Below are 15,918 nucleotides of genomic sequence, written 5' to 3' on the forward strand. Positions count from 1 at the left end.
GCCCCTATCAGTGTGTGCCTTCATAGGCTTCTTCACCCGCGCCGAGGGTGTCTTTATCGAGGTATTTCCCCTCGCTCGGCTCTCCCTCCACCAGTTCCAGATAGGAGCGGTAGAAGAAGGCGATGGCCTGCAGGAACACCAGCCCGCAATAGGCCAGAAGCAGGATTTTGAACACGAAATAGGCGTTGAACCCGCTCGGCGAAAAGCCGATGGTCTCGACGTTCCAGCGCACCGCGCGGGCCTTCAGCATCAGCTTGTCCAGCGTGTCGGAGGCCGAAGGCTTGGGCGTGATCAGGTGGCGCCACAGGAAATACCAGGCATACATCCAAGTCAGCACCGCCACCGGCATCATGAAGATCAGCGAGCCGGCCATGTCGATGATCCGCTTGGTGCGGTGGGAGACGGCGGAATAGACCAGATCCACCCGCACATGCCCGCCCTGCACGAATGTGTAGGTGACGCAGAGCGCCACGATCATAGCGTTGTAAAGCTTCAGCTCCTCCGACCACCAGGACAGATCCTTGGTGAAAGCCATGCCCATCGGGCCGAAAGAGATTTCGGAAACACGAAAGATGCGCTGCAGAAAGACGATGACGATCTGCTGAAGCACCATCAGCAGGCCCGCCCAGGCAAAGAACCGGCCAATCCCGTTGGCAAACCCCTCGAGCACCCGCACGGTGCCCCACATGATGGTGCGGCGCCACAGCCCCAGCGCCGTCAGCGCCAGAAACAGCACGAAGACGACCGTGAAGAATTCAACCGAGCCACCGTAGTAGACGATGCGCATGATTGCCTGTTTTTCAGATAGCTCCAAGCGGCCCCCCGTCTGCCCGTCCGTGCATTTCGGCGCGTGTTACACAGGGCGCCCCCCGGCCCGGACCCGGACCGGAGAGCGCATTCGTTTCAAAGCTGCAGGGCTTAACCCAGAATGCGGTTGCGCTGCGTGGAATAGGCGCCTTCCGAACGGCTGATCCACTGCGAGGAATTCCTCATCGACGCCATGTAGCTGTCGTGGATTTCCTTGTACAGATCGTCGTTCAGGTTCGCAGCGACAACTTCCATCGCGGCGCTTCCGAAGGCATCCCAGACGCTATCGGGGAACTCGAGCACCTTGACGCCGCCCGCCTGCAGACGCTGAAGCGCCGAGGCGTTGTTCGCCATGAACTGCGACAGGCTCCAGGCGTTGGTCGACATGGCCGCGTTTTCGATGACCGACTGAAGCGCCGGGCTCAGTGAGTCGTAGACCTCGCGGTTGGTGGCCAGCGAAAGACCCGGCCCCGGCTCGTGGAAACCGGCGGTGTAATAGAACTTGGTGATCTCCTGGAAGCCGGCCTTTTCATCCGCCCAGGGGCCGATCCACTCGGTGCCGTCGATCGCGCCGGAGGCCAGCGCCTGATACACTTCGCCGCCCGGCAGGTTCTGCACACTCGCGCCCAGCTTGGCCAGCACCTCGCCGCCCTGGCCCGGCATCCGGAACTTGAGGCCCTGGAAATCCTCGGGGCCGTTGATCTCCTTGCGGAACCAGCCACCCGATTGCGGGCCGGTGTTGCCGGCGAGGAAGGTCTTGAGGCCGAAGATCTCGGTCAGCTGATCCTGCAACTGCTGGCCGCCCTGATGGTAGTACCAGTTGTTCAGCTCCTGCGCCGTCATCCCGAAGGGAATGGCCGAGAAGAACGAAAAGGCCGGATGCTGGCCAAGGAAATAGTAATCCACCCCGTGGTACATGTCGGCCTGGCCCGACGATACGGCGTCGAACACCTCGAAGGCGCCCACAAGCTCACCCGCCGCCTTGACTTCGACCGTCAGCGCGCCATCGCTCATCGCGGTGACGGTGTCGGCGCAGCGCTGTGCGGCGTCATGCACGCCGGCCAGGCCGCGGCCCCAGGTCGTGACCATGGTCAGCGTGCGCTTGCCCTGGGCATAGGCCGGTGCGGCCAGTGTCGATGCGGCGGCCGCGCTGCCGCCAAGTGCGGACGTGCGCAAAAAAGAACGACGATCCATTTGGTCTCTCCTCCCGAAAAATTTCGCCCACCCTATGGCGGGCAGATCACTTTATGGTGCGGCGAAACTATCTGCAGTTTCCGGGAAAAAAAACCATAACCTAGATGCCGCCCCGGAAAATTTTCATTTCACCGTTGGAAAATCCGCATATGTCGCATTTTCGGTCAGGTGCGCAATAATTGGAAAGTTTTTTCTGGCCACACGACACAAAACTCATGATTTTGGCGGTTGACGGCCCTGCGCCCCGCTCCTAATGTCCCCGCGCACGCAAACGAAGGATCCCCGGGAATGGCTGACATTCTTGTACTCGTAGAAGAAAGGCGCATGGGCCGGTAACGGACACCAGAAGGTTACCCCATGCGCCCCCGTTCACACCGGGGGCTTTTTTGTTGGCGCAGACGCGAAGCACGGAGAGAGAGATGACCAAGTCGATGACCGGCGCGAGGATGGTGGTTGAAGCCCTGAGGGATCAGGGGGTCGAGGTGGTGTTTGGCTACCCCGGCGGCGCCGTGCTTCCGATTTATGACGAGATCTTCCAGCAAAACGAGATCCGGCACATTCTGGTGCGCCACGAACAGGCCGCGGTTCACGCCGCCGAAGGATACGCACGCTCGACCGGCAAGCCCGGCGTTGTGCTGGTGACCTCGGGCCCGGGCGCCACCAATGCCGTCACCGGGTTGACCGACGCACTGATGGATTCCATCCCGATCGTGGTTCTGACCGGCCAGGTACCGACCTTCATGATCGGCACCGATGCCTTTCAGGAAGCCGATACCGTGGGCATCACCCGCCCCTGCACCAAGCATAACTGGCTGGTGAAAGACACTGATCGCCTGTCGGAAACCATCCACAAGGCGTTTCACGTTGCCACCACCGGCCGCCCCGGCCCGGTTCTGATCGACATTCCCAAGGATGTTCAATTCGCCTCGGGCAGCTATACCGATCCGCGCCGCTCCGAGATGGGGCATTACAAGCCGCAGGTGAAGGGCGATATCGAGATGATCACCCGCCTCGTCGAAGCGATGGAACAGGCCAGGCGCCCGATCTTCTATACTGGCGGCGGCGTCATCAATTCGGGCGACGCGGCCACCCAGTTGCTGCATGAGCTGGTCGAGGCGACGGGCTTTCCCATCACTTCCACCCTGATGGGGCTGGGCGCCTATCCGGCCTCGGGCGACAAATGGCTGGGGATGCTGGGGATGCATGGCCTCTATGAGGCCAACCTGGCGATGCATGGCTGCGACCTGATGATCAACCTGGGCGCCCGGTTCGACGACCGGATCACCGGGCGGCTGGCCGATTTCAGCCCCAACTCGATGAAAGCCCATGTCGATATCGACCCGTCGTCGATCAACAAGGTGATCCATGTGGATCTGCCGATCCTCGGCGACATTGCCCATGTTCTGGAAGACCTGCTGCGCATCTGGAAATCGCGCGGCCGCAAGGTGAACAGGGACGGGCTGGCGAAATGGTGGGCGAAGATCGAGGATTGGAAGAAGGTGGATTGCCTGGCCTATGCCCCCTCTTCCAAGACCATCAAGCCGCAATACGCGCTGCAGCGGCTGCAGGCGCTGACCAAGGATCACGACCGCTATATCACCACCGAGGTCGGCCAGCATCAGATGTGGGCGGCGCAGTTCCTGCATTTCGACGCGCCCAAGCGCTGGATGACCTCGGGCGGGCTGGGCACGATGGGCTATGGCTTTCCGGCCTCCATCGGGGTGCAGATGGCGCATCGCGACGCGCTGGTGATCAACGTGGCGGGCGAAGCCTCGTGGCTGATGAACATGCAGGAAATGGGCACCGCGATGCAGTTCAACCTGCCGGTCAAGCAGTTCATCCTGAACAACGAACGGCTGGGCATGGTGCGCCAGTGGCAAGAGCTGCTGCATGGCGAGCGCTATTCGCATTCCTGGTCGGAATCGCTGCCCGATTTCGTGAAACTGGCAGAGGCCTTCGGCGCCAAGGGCATTCAGTGCCATGATCCGGCCGATCTGGATGACGCGATCATGGAGATGATCAACCATGACGGGCCGGTGATTTTCGACTGTCTGGTGGAAAAACACGAAAACTGCTTCCCGATGATCCCCTCGGGCGCGCCCCATAACGAAATGCTGCTGGGCGGTGCCGACACGCAGGATGCAATCGGCGCCAAGGGCGCGGTGATGGTTTAGGAAAGGTCTTCAAATGTCTGCTCTACGTCTGAAAAAAGGTCTTTCGAAACACTCCGCATATGATCTGCGCGATCCCAATGCCGAGGTGATCGAAAGCCACACGCTCGCGGTGATCGTGGATAACGAGGCCGGGGTGCTGGCCCGTGTCATCGGCTTGTTCTCGGGCCGTGGCTATAACATCGAGAGCCTGACCGTGGCCGAGGTCGATCATCTGGGCCACCTGTCGCGCATCACCATCGTCACCAAGGGCACGCCGCAGGTGATCGAACAGATCAAGGCACAGCTTGGCCGCATCGTGCCCGTGCATGAGGTGCATGATCTGACGGTCGAAGGCCCTTCGGTGGAACGCGAACTGGCGCTGTTCAAGGTGGCTGGTCAAGGCGACAAACGGATCGAGGCGTTGCGTCTGGCCGAGATCTTCCGCGCCAATGTGGTCGACAGCACGTTGGAAAGCTTTGTCTTCGAAATGACCGGCATGCCGCAGAAAATCGATGCCTTTGCCGATCTGATGCGGCCGCTGGGCCTGATCGAGGTGGCCCGCACCGGCGTCGCGGCGCTGGCGCGCGGCACCTGAAACGACGACGCCCCGGTGTGAACCGGGGCGCCGCATTCTGCCCGTGTCAGCCTTCGCTCGACATCGGCAGCAGGCCGGCCTGCTCGGCCGCGCTCAGCTCTTCCTGGCTGATCATTCCGTCTTCGTCCGTATCCATGGCCACGAACCCGTCTTCCGTCAGCGTCGGAAGGGCCACCAGCATTTCGGTCATCGACAGCATCCCGTCGTTGTCTGCGTCCATGCTGGTGAAATCGGCCTGCGCAAAGGCGGCCCCGGCAAGGCCAAGGGTTGCCGCAACGGTCAAGATCATCGGTTTCATGTCATAACTCTCCTGAGTTTCGGTTGTGAGCGACGGCAAGATTGCCGCCCTCACCAGACAAGAGCGCGTGCCGGCGGTTTCCATCCCCTGCCCCGCCGCGGCGCCCCAGCATCCGCGACGGTTCGCCGAAACCCGCCCGCGCGGCGCGCTGAAAGCCGCCCAAACGGCCGGGTGCGGCCGATCGGCGGAAACCCCCGGCCTTGCCTATGCGTTTCACTGCGCGCCCAATAGCGGGCATCCGCGAATGGAGGGCAAGGATGACCGATTCCGGAGATGACCTTACCGCGCTGATCCCCGAGCTGCGGCATCTGGCACGGGTTCTGACACGCAATCGCGACACTGCCGACGATCTGGCGCAAGAGGCGCTGCTATGTGTCTGGGCGCGCATCGCGGCGGGCGAGGATATCCAGACGCTGCGCCCCTATCTGATGACGACGCTGCGCAACGCCCATCGCCGCACCCGCCACCGCGACAGCGACGTGACCCTGGGGGATGACGATACCGCCCTGCCCGCCCAGCCGGCCGAGGCGCCCGGCCGGCTGGCCCTGCGCGAGGTGATGCAGGCCATCGCCGCCCTGCCCCCGGCCCAGGCCGAACTACTGCGCCTGCTGGCGACGACAGGCGCGGACTATGCCGATCTGGCCCGGCAGACAGGGCTGCCGCTGGGCACTGTCACCTCGCGCCTGTCGCGCGCCCGCGCCCGGCTGCGCGCGGCGGTGGACCTGCCCGAGAATGCCCCCGTCACCACCCTGTTCGACGACCGCGCCGCCTGACGACCCTGCAACCGCGCACAGACCGTGTTTGCCGGCTCCAGTCGCGCTGACGGATGCAAAACGCCATATTCCCTGCAAAGAGACAGGAGAAAGACGATGACATTCCGCCCGATCAAATCCCAGACCAGGGCCATCCCGGCGACCGAAGGCGCGGGCGTGCATCTGCACCGGGTCTTCGGCTTCGGCGATCCGTCCGACAGTGATCCGTTCCTGCTGCTGGACGATTTCCGCAACGATGACCCCCGGCTCTATTCCAAGGGTTTCCCCTGGCATCCGCACCGTGGGATCGAAACCATCACCTATGTTCTGGAAGGCACGGTCGAGCATGGCGACTCGCTGGGCAACAGGGGGCTGCTCGGCCCCGGCTCGGTGCAATGGATGACCGCCGGGTCGGGCATCCTGCATCAGGAGATGCCCAAGGGAAACAAGGCCGGGCAGATGCACGGCTTTCAGCTTTGGGCCAACCTGCCGTCGCGGCTGAAAATGACCGCGCCGCGCTATCAGGACATTCAGGGCAGCGACATCCCCGAGATCATCGACGATGACGGAACGCGGGTGAAGATCATCACCGGCAGGTTCTGGGGCAAATCCGGCCCGGTCGACGGAATCGCGGCGGAGCCGATGTATCTGGATGTGTCGGTGCCACCCAACACCCGCAAGAGCCTGCCCGTCGATACCTACGCCAACACCTTTGCCTATGTCTTCGCCGGCGAGGGTTCGTTCCGGGATGCCTCGGCCCCCGAGGGCGTGCGGGTCGAGAAGGAATTCATGGGCGAGGAGCTGAATATCCACGACAGAACCGGCAACCGCACGCTCGTCCGGTTCGACAGCGGCGATGAGGTGACGGTGCAGGCCGGGCCCGAGGGGATCCGCTTTCTGCTGGTCAGCGGCCGCCCGCTGCAGGAGCCGGTGGCCTGGCACGGCCCGATCGTGATGAACACCCGCGCCGAACTGATCCAGGCAATGGAAGACCTGAACAACGGCACCTTCATCCGCGCACAGAAATGACAGGCTGAAAACAAGACGCCCCGATCCTGCGACCGGGGCGTTTCGCGATCACGGGCGGGCGGTCATTCCGACATCGGCAGCTCGCCACCCTCTTCGGCGGCGGCAACCTCGCCCTCGTTCAGAAAGCCGTCGCCATCCGTGTCGATCCCGGCAAACTCCTCTTCGGTCAGGTCGGGGTAAGCGACCAGCATTTCCTCCATCGAAAGCTTGCCGTCGCCATCGCTATCGAACGCGGCGAAGTCGCCGGCCGCGAGGGCCGCCCCGGAAAGCGCCAGCGTGGCGGTAAGGATCGTGATTTTCAGTTTCATATCTGAAGACTCCAGAATTCAGATTTTCAAACGGCACGGCGCCGTCCCTCGCCATATGTGCTCGCGCACGGGCGCTTGCAGCCCGCCGGCAACAGGGAAAAATTCCTTATTCGCGGGATGGCCGCGTACAGTGCCGCACCGCACAAAAAGAAAGGGGCGCCCGAAGGCACCCCAGTTTCGCTGATCAGGCTCATTCTATGTACCGCCCGGTTTCTGCCTGCGGCCCGATCTGCGTCAGGGGCGAGCGCACCCGCCCCGGAACTCAACTTCTATGTAAAAACGCCCGCCCATACTTGGTGATCCGAAATCCGCGAGGGATCTCCTCCAAGAGACCCTCGGCAAAAGGGTTTCCAGGGCTTTTTTGTGGCTTTTGATATTCCTTACCACCTGATCAATTCGACAATCTGGGCGGTTTTTCAAAGGCTCATAATCCGATGCATCCAATGCAATCCGCGCCTTAATTTCTCTGCGCAGATCGGTGGTTGAAAGCTCACCGAGCAAGCTCTCATTTAAGGCCTCAAGGACAGGGCGAGTTAATTCATATTCGTGAACCATTTATTTTTAGCTTTCTGTTGTTATCCACAGGTCGCGAGCATTAGTTGGTGGCAAACCTGTGCGTAAGTCAGCACGCTATTGATCCCAAGTTCCGTCCATGTCTTTCCTTTTGTCATGGCCCCAAAAAGGGCCAAACTGGTTTCTCCCGCAGCGTGCTAGGCTAGTGCGGGAAGAGCCGGGGATCAGCGCGCCAACGCTGATCCCCAACCCTCAATTCCTCAGCTACACCCCGACGTTCCGCCGCAGGTGTTGCATTTCATGCAGGTGCCGTTGCGCACCAGCGTGTAGTTGCCGCAATCGCCGCAGGGGTCGCCCTCATAGCCCTGCATCTTTGCCTTGGCCCGCGCGTCCATGCTGACCGTGCCGGAGGCCAGCCCCGTCGCGGTCTGCCCGACGGCGGGCACCAGCGTCTGCAGCGTGGCCACCGGATCGGCCGAACTGTCCAGCGCGGTGGCCCCCATGCCGCCGCCCTGCAGCACCACCAGTTCCTGCGGCATCCGCTTGCGCAGATAGCCGGTGGAACTGATCTGCTTCAGCACCTCGAGCGATTTCGACGCGGCGCTTTCCGACATCTCCTTGATGTTGGACACGCCCTCTTCCTCGCCCCGGCCGATATCGTCAAAGCTGGCGCCCTCCGGCTTGACATGGGCCAGATCGGTGCGGTCGAGGTAGGACACCGCCAGTTCGCGGAAGATGTAATCCAGGATCGAGGTCGCGTTCTTGATGCTGTCATTGCCCTGCACCATGCCCGCCGGTTCGAACTTGGTGAAGGTGAAGGCATCGACGAACTCTTCCAGCGGCACGCCGTATTGCAGACCGACCGACACGGCGATGGCGAAGTTGTTCATCATCGCGCGGAAGCCGGCACCTTCCTTGTGCATGTCGATGAAGATTTCCCCCAGCGCGCCGTCCTTGTATTCGCCGGTGCGCAGGTAAACCTTGTGCCCGCCGACGATGGCCTTCTGGGTATAGCCCTTGCGCCGCTCGGGCAGCTTTTCGCGGCCGCGCGCAACCTCCTTGATCACCACTTTCTCGATGATCTTCTCGGCCAGCACCTGGGCCTTTTCATGCGCGGTACCGTTGGCGAGTACCTCTTCGGCCTCTTCGTCATCCTCGACCAGCGCCGAGGCCAGCGGCTGCGACAGTTTCGAACCGTCGCGATAGAGCGCGTTGGCCTTCACCCCCAGCGACCACGAAAGCTCATAGGCTTTCTGACAATCCTCGATCGTGGCGTCATTGGGCATGTTGATCGTCTTGGAGATCGCCCCCGAGATGAAGCTCTGCGCCGCCGCCATCATGTGGATGTGGCTGTCGACCGAGAGGAAACGCTTGCCCTTCTTGCCGCAGGGGTTGGCGCAATCGAAGATGTGGTAATGCGCCGGGTCCAGATGCGGCGCGCCTTCCAGCGTCATGGTTCCGCAGACATGATCATTCGCGGCCTCGATATCGGCCCTGGTGAAGCCCAGGTGGCGCAGCAGATCGAAGGTGGGATCGTTGAGCTTTTCGGCGGGAATGCCCAGCGTGCCGGTGCAGAACGCCTCGCCCAAGGTCCACTGGTTGAACACGAACCGGATGTCGAAGGCCGAGGGCAGCGCCGCCTCGATCTTCTCCAGTTCATTGGCGCCGAAGCCATGCCCGATCAGCGAGGTGGTGTTGATCGCCGGGCAGTTGCCGAGCGAGCCGTGGCCGACGGCATAGCCGACGATCTCTTCGATCTGGGCCGATCCGTAGCCGAGCTTTTCAAGCGCCGCGGGCACCGAATGGTTGATGATCTTGAAATAGCCGCCTCCGGCCAGCTTCTTGAACTTCACCAGCGCGAAGTCGGGCTCGATGCCGGTGGTGTCGCAATCCATCACCAGGCCGATGGTGCCGGTCGGCGCGATGACGCTGGTCTGCGCATTGCGGTAGCCGTGCTTTTCCCCCAGCGCCAGCGCCTCGTCCCAGGCGCTCTTGGCCAACTCGACCAGCCGCGCGTCGGGGCAGTTGGCGTGATCCAGCGCCACCGGCTTTACCGCCAGCCCCTCGTAGCCCGAGGTCTTGCCATAGGCTGCGGTGCGGTGGTTGCGGATCACCCGCAGCATATGCTCGGCGTTGCGGGCATGGCCCGGGAATGCGCCCAGCTCGCTGGCGATCTCGGCCGAGGTGGCATAGGCGACGCCGGTCATGATCGCGGTGAGGGCACCGCCAAGCGCGCGCCCCTCGGGGCTGTCATAGCCATAGCCCATATTCATCAGCAGCCCGCCGATATTGGCATAGCCCAGCCCCAGCGTGCGGAAATCATAGGAAAGCTGCGCGATTTCCTTCGACGGGAACTGCGCCATCATCACGCTGATTTCCAGCGTCAGGGTCCACAGCCGCGAGGCGTGCATGTAATCCTCGGCCTGGAACGCGCCATCCTTGTAGAAGGTCAGCAGGTTCATCGAGGCCAGGTTGCAGGCGGTATCATCCAGAAACATGTATTCCGAGCACGGGTTGGAGCCGCGGATCGCACCGTCTTCGGGGCAGGTGTGCCAGGCGTTGACCGTGTCGTGATACTGGATGCCCGGATCGGCGCAGGACCAGGCGGCGTGGCCGATCTGTTCCCACAGATCGCGGGCCTTGATGGTCTTGGAGACCTTGCCGTCGGTACGGCGGATCAGTTCCCAGTCGTCGTCGTTCTCGACAGCCTTCAGGAAGGCGTCGGTCACCCGGACGGAGTTGTTGGAGTTCTGGCCGGAGACGGAGCTGTAGGCCTCGGAATCCCAATCGGTATCGTAGGTCGGAAACTCGATGCTGGCATAGCCCTGCTTCGCGTAATCCAGCACCCGCTTCACGTAAGCCTCGGGGATCGCGATCTTTTTGGCAGAGCGGATGGCCGCCTTCAGCGCCGGGTTGACCTTGGGATCATAGGCATCTTCCGCCTTGCCATCCCAGGTGCCGATCGCCGCGAAAATCTTGTTCAGATGCTCTTCGTGCATCTTGGAGCCGGCCACGAGAGAGGCGACCTTCTGCTCTTCCTTGACCTTCCAGTTGATGAATTCCTCGATATCGGGGTGGTCGGCGTCGCAGATCACCATCTTGGCCGCGCGCCGCGTGGTGCCGCCCGACTTGATCGCGCCCGCCGCCCGGTCGCCGATCCGCAGGAACCCCATCAGGCCGCTGGACTTGCCGCCGCCCGAAAGCTTTTCGCCCTCGGCCCGCAGGCTGGAGAAGTTGGTGCCGGTGCCCGAGCCGTATTTGAACAGCCGCGCCTCGCGCACCCACAGATCCATGATGCCGCCATCGCTGACCAGATCGTCCTTGACCGACTGGATGAAGCAGGCATGCGGCTGCGGATGCTCATAAGCGGATTTGGAGCGCGTCAGCTTGCCGGTCTTGTAATCCACGTAATAGTGGCCCTGCCCCGGCCCGTCGATGCCATAGGCCCAGTGCAGGCCGGTGTTGAACCATTGCGGGCTGTTGGGCGCGGCGCGCTGGGTGGCCAGCATATAGCGCATCTCGTCGTAATAGGCACTGGCGTCGGCCTCGGTGGTGAAATAGCCGCCCTTCCAACCCCAATAGGCCCAGGCCCCGGCCAGACGGTCGAACACCTGCTTGGCCGAGGTTTCGCCGCCGAAGCGTTCGTCTTCGGGCAGGTCGGCCAGCGCGGCCTCATCCGGAACGGAGCGCCACAGGAATTCCGGCACGTCCTTTTCCCGCACCTTCTTCAGCCGCGCGGGCACGCCGGCCTTGCGGAAGTACTTCTGCGCGATCACGTCGGAGGCCACCTGGCTCCAGCCCGCGGGCACTTCTACATTGTCCAGGCAGAACACGACGGTTCCGTCCGGGTTGCGGATTTCGGAAACCGTGCTGGTAAACTCCAGTTCGCCGTAGGCCCCGGTATCCGTTTTGGTGAAATTGCGTTCGATTTTCATTTTATGGTCTGCCCCGTCGCATTTTTTTGTCGTCCCGCAGGCGTCAGGCGAACCGTTGCGCCCAAGCCAATCCATCGCCACGGCGGTCGCGCAGACAAATCCCGCCCGGCGCGGCGCATCGTCTCGCCGCGTCGGCCCCCGCCCAATCCGGGGAGTATCATGTGGTTTTGTCCCGTTCCCGCGTCGGACACAAAATGTTGTGTTGCGTCCACCGGCCAACACAAGGTGGCGTAGATTGGAGGGCCGGGTCAACGGAAAAGTTTGAACTAAATGCCAGATTTTTTCATTGACCGGGCGGCGGCGCCATGCACCTGCGTGGCACCGGAATGATTCATTCGTGTGACAGGCACGGCACGCATATTTTGTAAGCAAAAGAAAATCGGCCACCACATGCAGGCTTAGCGGGAAAAGCTGACAGATCGCTTCAGGCCGGTACAGGGCCCTGCGCGGTGCGTGCGTTCAATCTGTTGGGAGGTGGTCGGGACGGCAAGATTCGAACTTGCGACCTACGGTACCCAAAACCGTCGCGCTACCAGGCTGCGCTACGCCCCGATCAGGCGCTTCAATAGCCGCGTGTCGCGGGAATGAAAAGAGCTAAGGCGCGTCGCAGGGCCAGGCCGCGCCCGGGCCGAAGGCGGGATGGCGCAGAACGCTGCCTTCAGTGATCCCGAGCCGCCGCGACAGGCCACCATTGATCTCCAGCACCGCCAGAACGCCGGGCCCGCCGTCGATCTGGGTGGTGTCATGCGGGATGGCGTTTTCGTGGATCCGGCGCACCCGCCCCTGCGTGTCGACAAAAAGCATGTCCAGCGGGATCAGCGTGTTCTTCATCCAGAAGACGGCGTGCTGGGGATGGTCATAGACGAACAGCATGCCGTGGCTCGCCGGCAGCGTCTCGCGGAACATCAGGCCCCGGCTGCGTTCTGCCGGATCATCGGCAAGCTCGACCGTGAAGCGCGCCTGCCCCCAGCCGCCCCTCAGGTCGACAGCCCCATCGGTGCAGGCCGCCGCCAGCGGCGTCGCGGCGATGACCGCGAGCAGCGCCAGAAGCGCGCTCAGGCGTCGTCGCCATCCGGTGTGTTGCCGTTGCTGATCGCGCTTTCCCATGAGCCCACCATCGTTGCCATTCTGCCGCGCTTGCCTTCGACGACACGCAGGCAGACCGCCTCTCCGGGTTGCAGATCCGCCAGTCCCGATCTGCGCAACACTTCGATGTGAACGAAGACATCGTCGCTTTTTCCGAAAACATTGGCGAAACCGAATCCCTTGCCCTTGTCGAACCATTTCACCCGCGCCGGCTCCAACGGCGCGGAGGAGAGCGCGTCGGAATCAGCTTCGGCGAGATCTTCGAGCGGCGCGTGTTCCGTGGCCTCGGGCGGGTCGATCCGCAACACCTGGACCGCCTGCATCCCGCGCTCGGTTTCCTGAACGCGGATCTCGACCCCCGCGGAATCCGCAACAGAACTTTGTCCGAAATTGCGCAGCACATTGGCATGCAAAAGGATGTCGGGGCCGCCCTCGTCGGCAACAACAAAACCGAAGCCCTTGGTAGGGTCGAACCACTTCACCCGGCCGGTCACCGTCCGCAGAGCATTTTCATCCATATCGTTCATCGTTCTTTTTCACATATACGGCACTGTACGCGACTTGTTCTGTTGTGACAGACCCGTCGCAGACTGCAATCAAAATTCACATTCTTTCCATAGGTTTGTCATTCACGATGCGTGAATGTCATGGGCTCAGCCTCTGTATCTGCCATGCATCCAGCACGGTTTCACGCCGCCAGCGAAAGCGGTCGTGCAACCGGAAATCGCCGTCGGCCCAGAACTCGATTTCCAGTGGTCGCACCCGGTAGCCGCCCCAGAAAGGCGGTCGTTCCGTGGCCAGTCCCCGCTGCGCCGCAACCCGGGCCACCTCGGCCATCAGCGAGGCCCGTGACTTGAGTGGTTGAGATTGGCGCGAGGCCCAGGCCCCCAGCCGGCTTTTCGGCGAGCGAGAGGCGAAATAGGCATCGGCCTTGGGCCCGTCTTCCCTTTCGGCAAGACCGCGCACCCGGATCTGTCGACGCAGTGATTTCCAGTGTAGCACAAACGCTGCCTTTCCGGCGGTCTCGATTTCACCGGCTTTGGTACTTTCGTAGTTGGTGTAAAAGACGAAAGCATCGTCCTCGATGTCTTTCAACAGAACCATTCGTATATTCGGCATACCATTCGTATCGACCGTCGCCAGCGCGATCGCGTTGGGGTCGTTGATTTCGCTCTTTTCCGCCTCGGCCAGCCATGACCGGGTCAGGGCGAAGGGATCGTCGGCTGCGAATATACCGCTACGGTCAGTCATGGGCCTCTCCTTCGAGAAAGCGCGCAGATAACCATTCTTGACCATCCGGTCAACTGCGACGCTGCGTCCTGATACCCTTGATGGCCCCCCCGGTTTGCCCTAAAGGTCGGGCACTTAAAATAGGGATGTCGAGGGGCGGCAAATGTCATCAAAACTCCTGGAAGGCAAACGCGGGCTCATTATGGGTCTTGCGAACGACAAGTCCATTGCCTGGGGAATCGCGCGGGCCTGTGCCGATCATGGCGCCGAACTGGCGTTTTCCTATCAGGGCGAACAGCTCAAGAAGCGCGTCGTCCCGCTGGCCGAGCAGGTCGGATCTTCGCTGGTGCTGGAATGCGACGTCAGCGACGAAGGCTCTGTCGACCGGCTGTTCGCCGGGATCGAGGCGGAATGGGACAAGCTGGATTTCATCGTTCACGCCATCGGCTTTTCCGACAAGAATGAATTGCGCGGGCGGTATGTCGATACCAGCCGCGACAACTTCATGATGACGATGGATATTTCCGTCTATTCCTTCACCGCCGTGGTGCGCCGGGCCGAAAAACTGATGACCGAAGGCGGATCGTGCCTGACGCTGACGTATTATGGTGCGGAACAGGTTATGCCGCATTATAATGTAATGGGTATTGCCAAGGCAGCGTTGGAGGCATCGGTGAAATACCTGGCCGAGGATCTGGGCAAGAAGGACATCCGCGTGAACGCGATCTCCGCCGGGCCGATCAAGACCCTGGCCGCCAGCGGCATCGGCGATTTCCGCTATATCCTGAAATGGAACGAGTTGAATTCGCCCCTGCGTCGGAATGTCACGCAGGATGAGGTCGGCAAATCCGCCGTCTACCTGCTGTCCGATCTCGGGTCCGGGGTGACGGGCGAGAACCTGCATGTGGATGCGGGCTATCACATTGTCGGCATGAAGGCCGTGGATGCGCCCGATATCGCCGCTGTCACCGGCCGCAACGGCAAGGACAGTTGAACGATGAGCGACCGCCTGCCCCATGAAAAAGGCTTTCACATAAGCTGGGATCAGATCCACCGTGACAGCCGGGCGCTGGCCTGGCGGCTTGACGGGCGCGGGCCGGACAACGGCGCCTGGCGCGCCATCGTCGCCATCACGCGGGGTGGCATGGCCCCGGCGATGATCATCGCCCGCGAGCTGGATGTGCGGGTGATCGATACGATCTCGGTCAAATCCTACAACCATCAGGAGCAGATGGACGCGGTCGTGCTCAAGGCGCCGGACCCGGCCACGGTAGGCGACGGCACCGGCATTCTGGTGATCGATGATCTGGTGGACAGCGGCAAGACGCTGGAACTGGTCCGCAAGCTCTACCCCAAGGCGCATTTCGCGACGGTCTATGCCAAGCCGCAGGGGCGCCCTCTTGTCGATACTTATATCACCGAGGTCAGCCAGGACACGTGGATCTTTTTCCCCTGGGACATGGCCCTGCAATATGTAGAGCCATATCGGGCCAGAGACTGAGGCCGCGCCAATGCTGCCGCATCCCCCCGCCGGACGGCTTCGCCAATGGCTGCTGCACGAGGCCTTCGAGGCCAGCCTGCTGCTCAAGGGGCTGATGGCGCTGGCAGAGATCACGGCCGGGATCGGCCTGCATTTCGTGCCTTCCGGCGGGATCCTCGCATTGGCCGACTGGCTGACCCGCACGGTGCTGGCGCGCGATCCGTCGGGGGCGGTCGCGGGCTGGCTCGTGGCGCAGGCGCAGGGGGTCACCGATCCGGCGGGGGCGTTTCTGGCCTTTTATCTGGCGGCCCATGGCGCGCTGAAACTGGCCATGGTCGGCGGGCTGGCGGCGCGGTGGCGTTGGGCCTATCCGGCCTCGATCGTGGTGCTGACGGGGTTCATCGCCACCCAGATTCACCGCTATGTGGCCACGCAATCGCCGATGATGATCGTGCTGACGCTGTTCGACATGGTGGTGATCACGCTGATCTGGCGCGAGTATCGGTTGATGCGGGGGCAGATCCCGTCCTAGATGGGC

The 15,918-nt window shown here is 62.2% G+C and carries 15 protein-coding genes, 1 tRNA gene and 1 pseudogene; 7 read left to right on the top strand and 10 right to left on the bottom strand.

Annotated features, from left to right (window positions below):
- Window positions 1-7 precede the first annotated feature (7 nt).
- Window positions 8-814 (bottom strand): annotated as a pseudogene (locus tag TQ29_RS10470) (TRAP transporter small permease subunit); the annotation flags it as partial.
- Window positions 815-918: 104 nt separating this feature from the next.
- Window positions 919-2,001: a TRAP transporter substrate-binding protein gene (locus TQ29_RS10475; RefSeq protein WP_054539112.1), complete on the bottom strand. Its 1,083-nt coding sequence runs from the start codon at window positions 1,999-2,001 to the stop codon at window positions 919-921.
- A 419-nt stretch (window positions 2,002-2,420) separates the two neighbouring features.
- Here TQ29_RS10475 and TQ29_RS10480 point away from each other — a divergent pair, with 419 nt between their 5' ends.
- Together TQ29_RS10480 and ilvN are read left to right on the top strand one after the other, a co-directional pair.
- Window positions 2,421-4,175, top strand: coding sequence for an acetolactate synthase 3 large subunit (locus TQ29_RS10480; protein WP_054539113.1), 1,755 nt, complete (start codon window positions 2,421-2,423; stop codon window positions 4,173-4,175).
- Window positions 4,176-4,188: 13 nt separating this feature from the next.
- Window positions 4,189-4,749 (top strand): acetolactate synthase small subunit, encoded by a 561-nt coding sequence (ilvN, locus tag TQ29_RS10485; protein ID WP_037209507.1) that lies wholly within the window; start codon window positions 4,189-4,191, stop codon window positions 4,747-4,749.
- A gap of 46 nt (window positions 4,750-4,795) precedes the next feature.
- Here ilvN and TQ29_RS10490 read toward each other — a convergent pair whose 3' ends face one another.
- Window positions 4,796-5,047, bottom strand: coding sequence for an EF-hand domain-containing protein (locus TQ29_RS10490; protein ID WP_037209504.1), 252 nt, complete (start codon window positions 5,045-5,047; stop codon window positions 4,796-4,798).
- Window positions 5,048-5,304: 257 nt separating this feature from the next.
- On the opposite strand from TQ29_RS10490, the gene TQ29_RS10495 reads away from it, so the two are divergent.
- Both TQ29_RS10495 and TQ29_RS10500 read left to right on the top strand, forming a co-directional pair.
- Window positions 5,305-5,820, top strand: coding sequence for an RNA polymerase sigma factor (locus TQ29_RS10495; RefSeq protein ID WP_054539114.1), 516 nt, complete (start codon window positions 5,305-5,307; stop codon window positions 5,818-5,820).
- 96 nt (window positions 5,821-5,916) lie between these two features.
- Window positions 5,917-6,828, top strand: coding sequence for a pirin family protein (locus TQ29_RS10500; RefSeq protein WP_054539115.1), 912 nt, complete (start codon window positions 5,917-5,919; stop codon window positions 6,826-6,828).
- Between the two features lie 62 nt (window positions 6,829-6,890).
- On the opposite strand, the gene TQ29_RS10505 is transcribed toward TQ29_RS10500, so the two are convergent.
- The 7 genes from TQ29_RS10505 to pdxH all read right to left on the bottom strand — a co-directional run bounded on the left by TQ29_RS10505 (window position 6,891) and on the right by pdxH (window position 13,921).
- Window positions 6,891-7,136, bottom strand: coding sequence for a hypothetical protein (locus TQ29_RS10505; protein WP_054539116.1), 246 nt, complete (start codon window positions 7,134-7,136; stop codon window positions 6,891-6,893).
- Between the two features lie 234 nt (window positions 7,137-7,370).
- On the bottom strand, window positions 7,371-7,691 hold the full coding sequence (locus TQ29_RS20675) for a hypothetical protein (protein ID WP_157445569.1): 321 nt from the start codon (window positions 7,689-7,691) through the stop codon (window positions 7,371-7,373).
- Window positions 7,692-7,909: 218 nt separating this feature from the next.
- Complete coding sequence (locus TQ29_RS10510) at window positions 7,910-11,584, bottom strand: vitamin B12-dependent ribonucleotide reductase (protein WP_054539117.1); 3,675 nt, start codon at window positions 11,582-11,584, stop codon at window positions 7,910-7,912.
- A 475-nt stretch (window positions 11,585-12,059) separates the two neighbouring features.
- Window positions 12,060-12,136, bottom strand: a tRNA-Pro gene (locus TQ29_RS10515).
- Window positions 12,137-12,178: 42 nt separating this feature from the next.
- The gene (locus TQ29_RS10520) at window positions 12,179-12,691 is read right to left on the bottom strand and encodes a DUF192 domain-containing protein (RefSeq protein ID WP_054539118.1); all 513 of its coding nucleotides are present in this window, start codon (window positions 12,689-12,691) and stop codon (window positions 12,179-12,181) included.
- Window positions 12,640-13,188 (bottom strand): cold-shock protein, encoded by a 549-nt coding sequence (locus TQ29_RS10525; RefSeq protein WP_082386747.1) that lies wholly within the window; start codon window positions 13,186-13,188, stop codon window positions 12,640-12,642. Before TQ29_RS10525 ends, TQ29_RS10520 begins: the two co-directional genes overlap by 52 nt.
- A 127-nt stretch (window positions 13,189-13,315) precedes the next feature.
- A complete protein-coding gene (pdxH, locus tag TQ29_RS10530; RefSeq protein WP_054540402.1) occupies window positions 13,316-13,921 on the bottom strand; it encodes a pyridoxamine 5'-phosphate oxidase in 606 nt (201 codons plus the stop codon).
- A 142-nt stretch (window positions 13,922-14,063) separates the two neighbouring features.
- On the opposite strand from pdxH, the gene fabI reads away from it, so the two are divergent.
- The 3 genes from fabI to TQ29_RS10545 are packed head-to-tail and all read left to right on the top strand — an operon-like array spanning window position 14,064 to window position 15,912.
- Window positions 14,064-14,894, top strand: coding sequence for an enoyl-ACP reductase FabI (fabI, locus tag TQ29_RS10535; protein WP_054539120.1), 831 nt, complete (start codon window positions 14,064-14,066; stop codon window positions 14,892-14,894).
- Between the two features lie 3 nt (window positions 14,895-14,897).
- The gene (gpt, locus tag TQ29_RS10540) at window positions 14,898-15,401 is read left to right on the top strand and encodes a xanthine phosphoribosyltransferase (protein WP_037209496.1); all 504 of its coding nucleotides are present in this window, start codon (window positions 14,898-14,900) and stop codon (window positions 15,399-15,401) included.
- 10 nt (window positions 15,402-15,411) lie between these two features.
- The gene (locus TQ29_RS10545) at window positions 15,412-15,912 is read left to right on the top strand and encodes a DUF2127 domain-containing protein (protein WP_054539121.1); all 501 of its coding nucleotides are present in this window, start codon (window positions 15,412-15,414) and stop codon (window positions 15,910-15,912) included.
- The last annotated feature ends 6 nt before the right edge of the window (window positions 15,913-15,918 follow it).

Source organism: Actibacterium sp. EMB200-NS6 (genome assembly GCF_001305615.1).
Lineage (GTDB): Bacteria > Pseudomonadota > Alphaproteobacteria > Rhodobacterales > Rhodobacteraceae > Actibacterium_A > Actibacterium_A naphthalenivorans.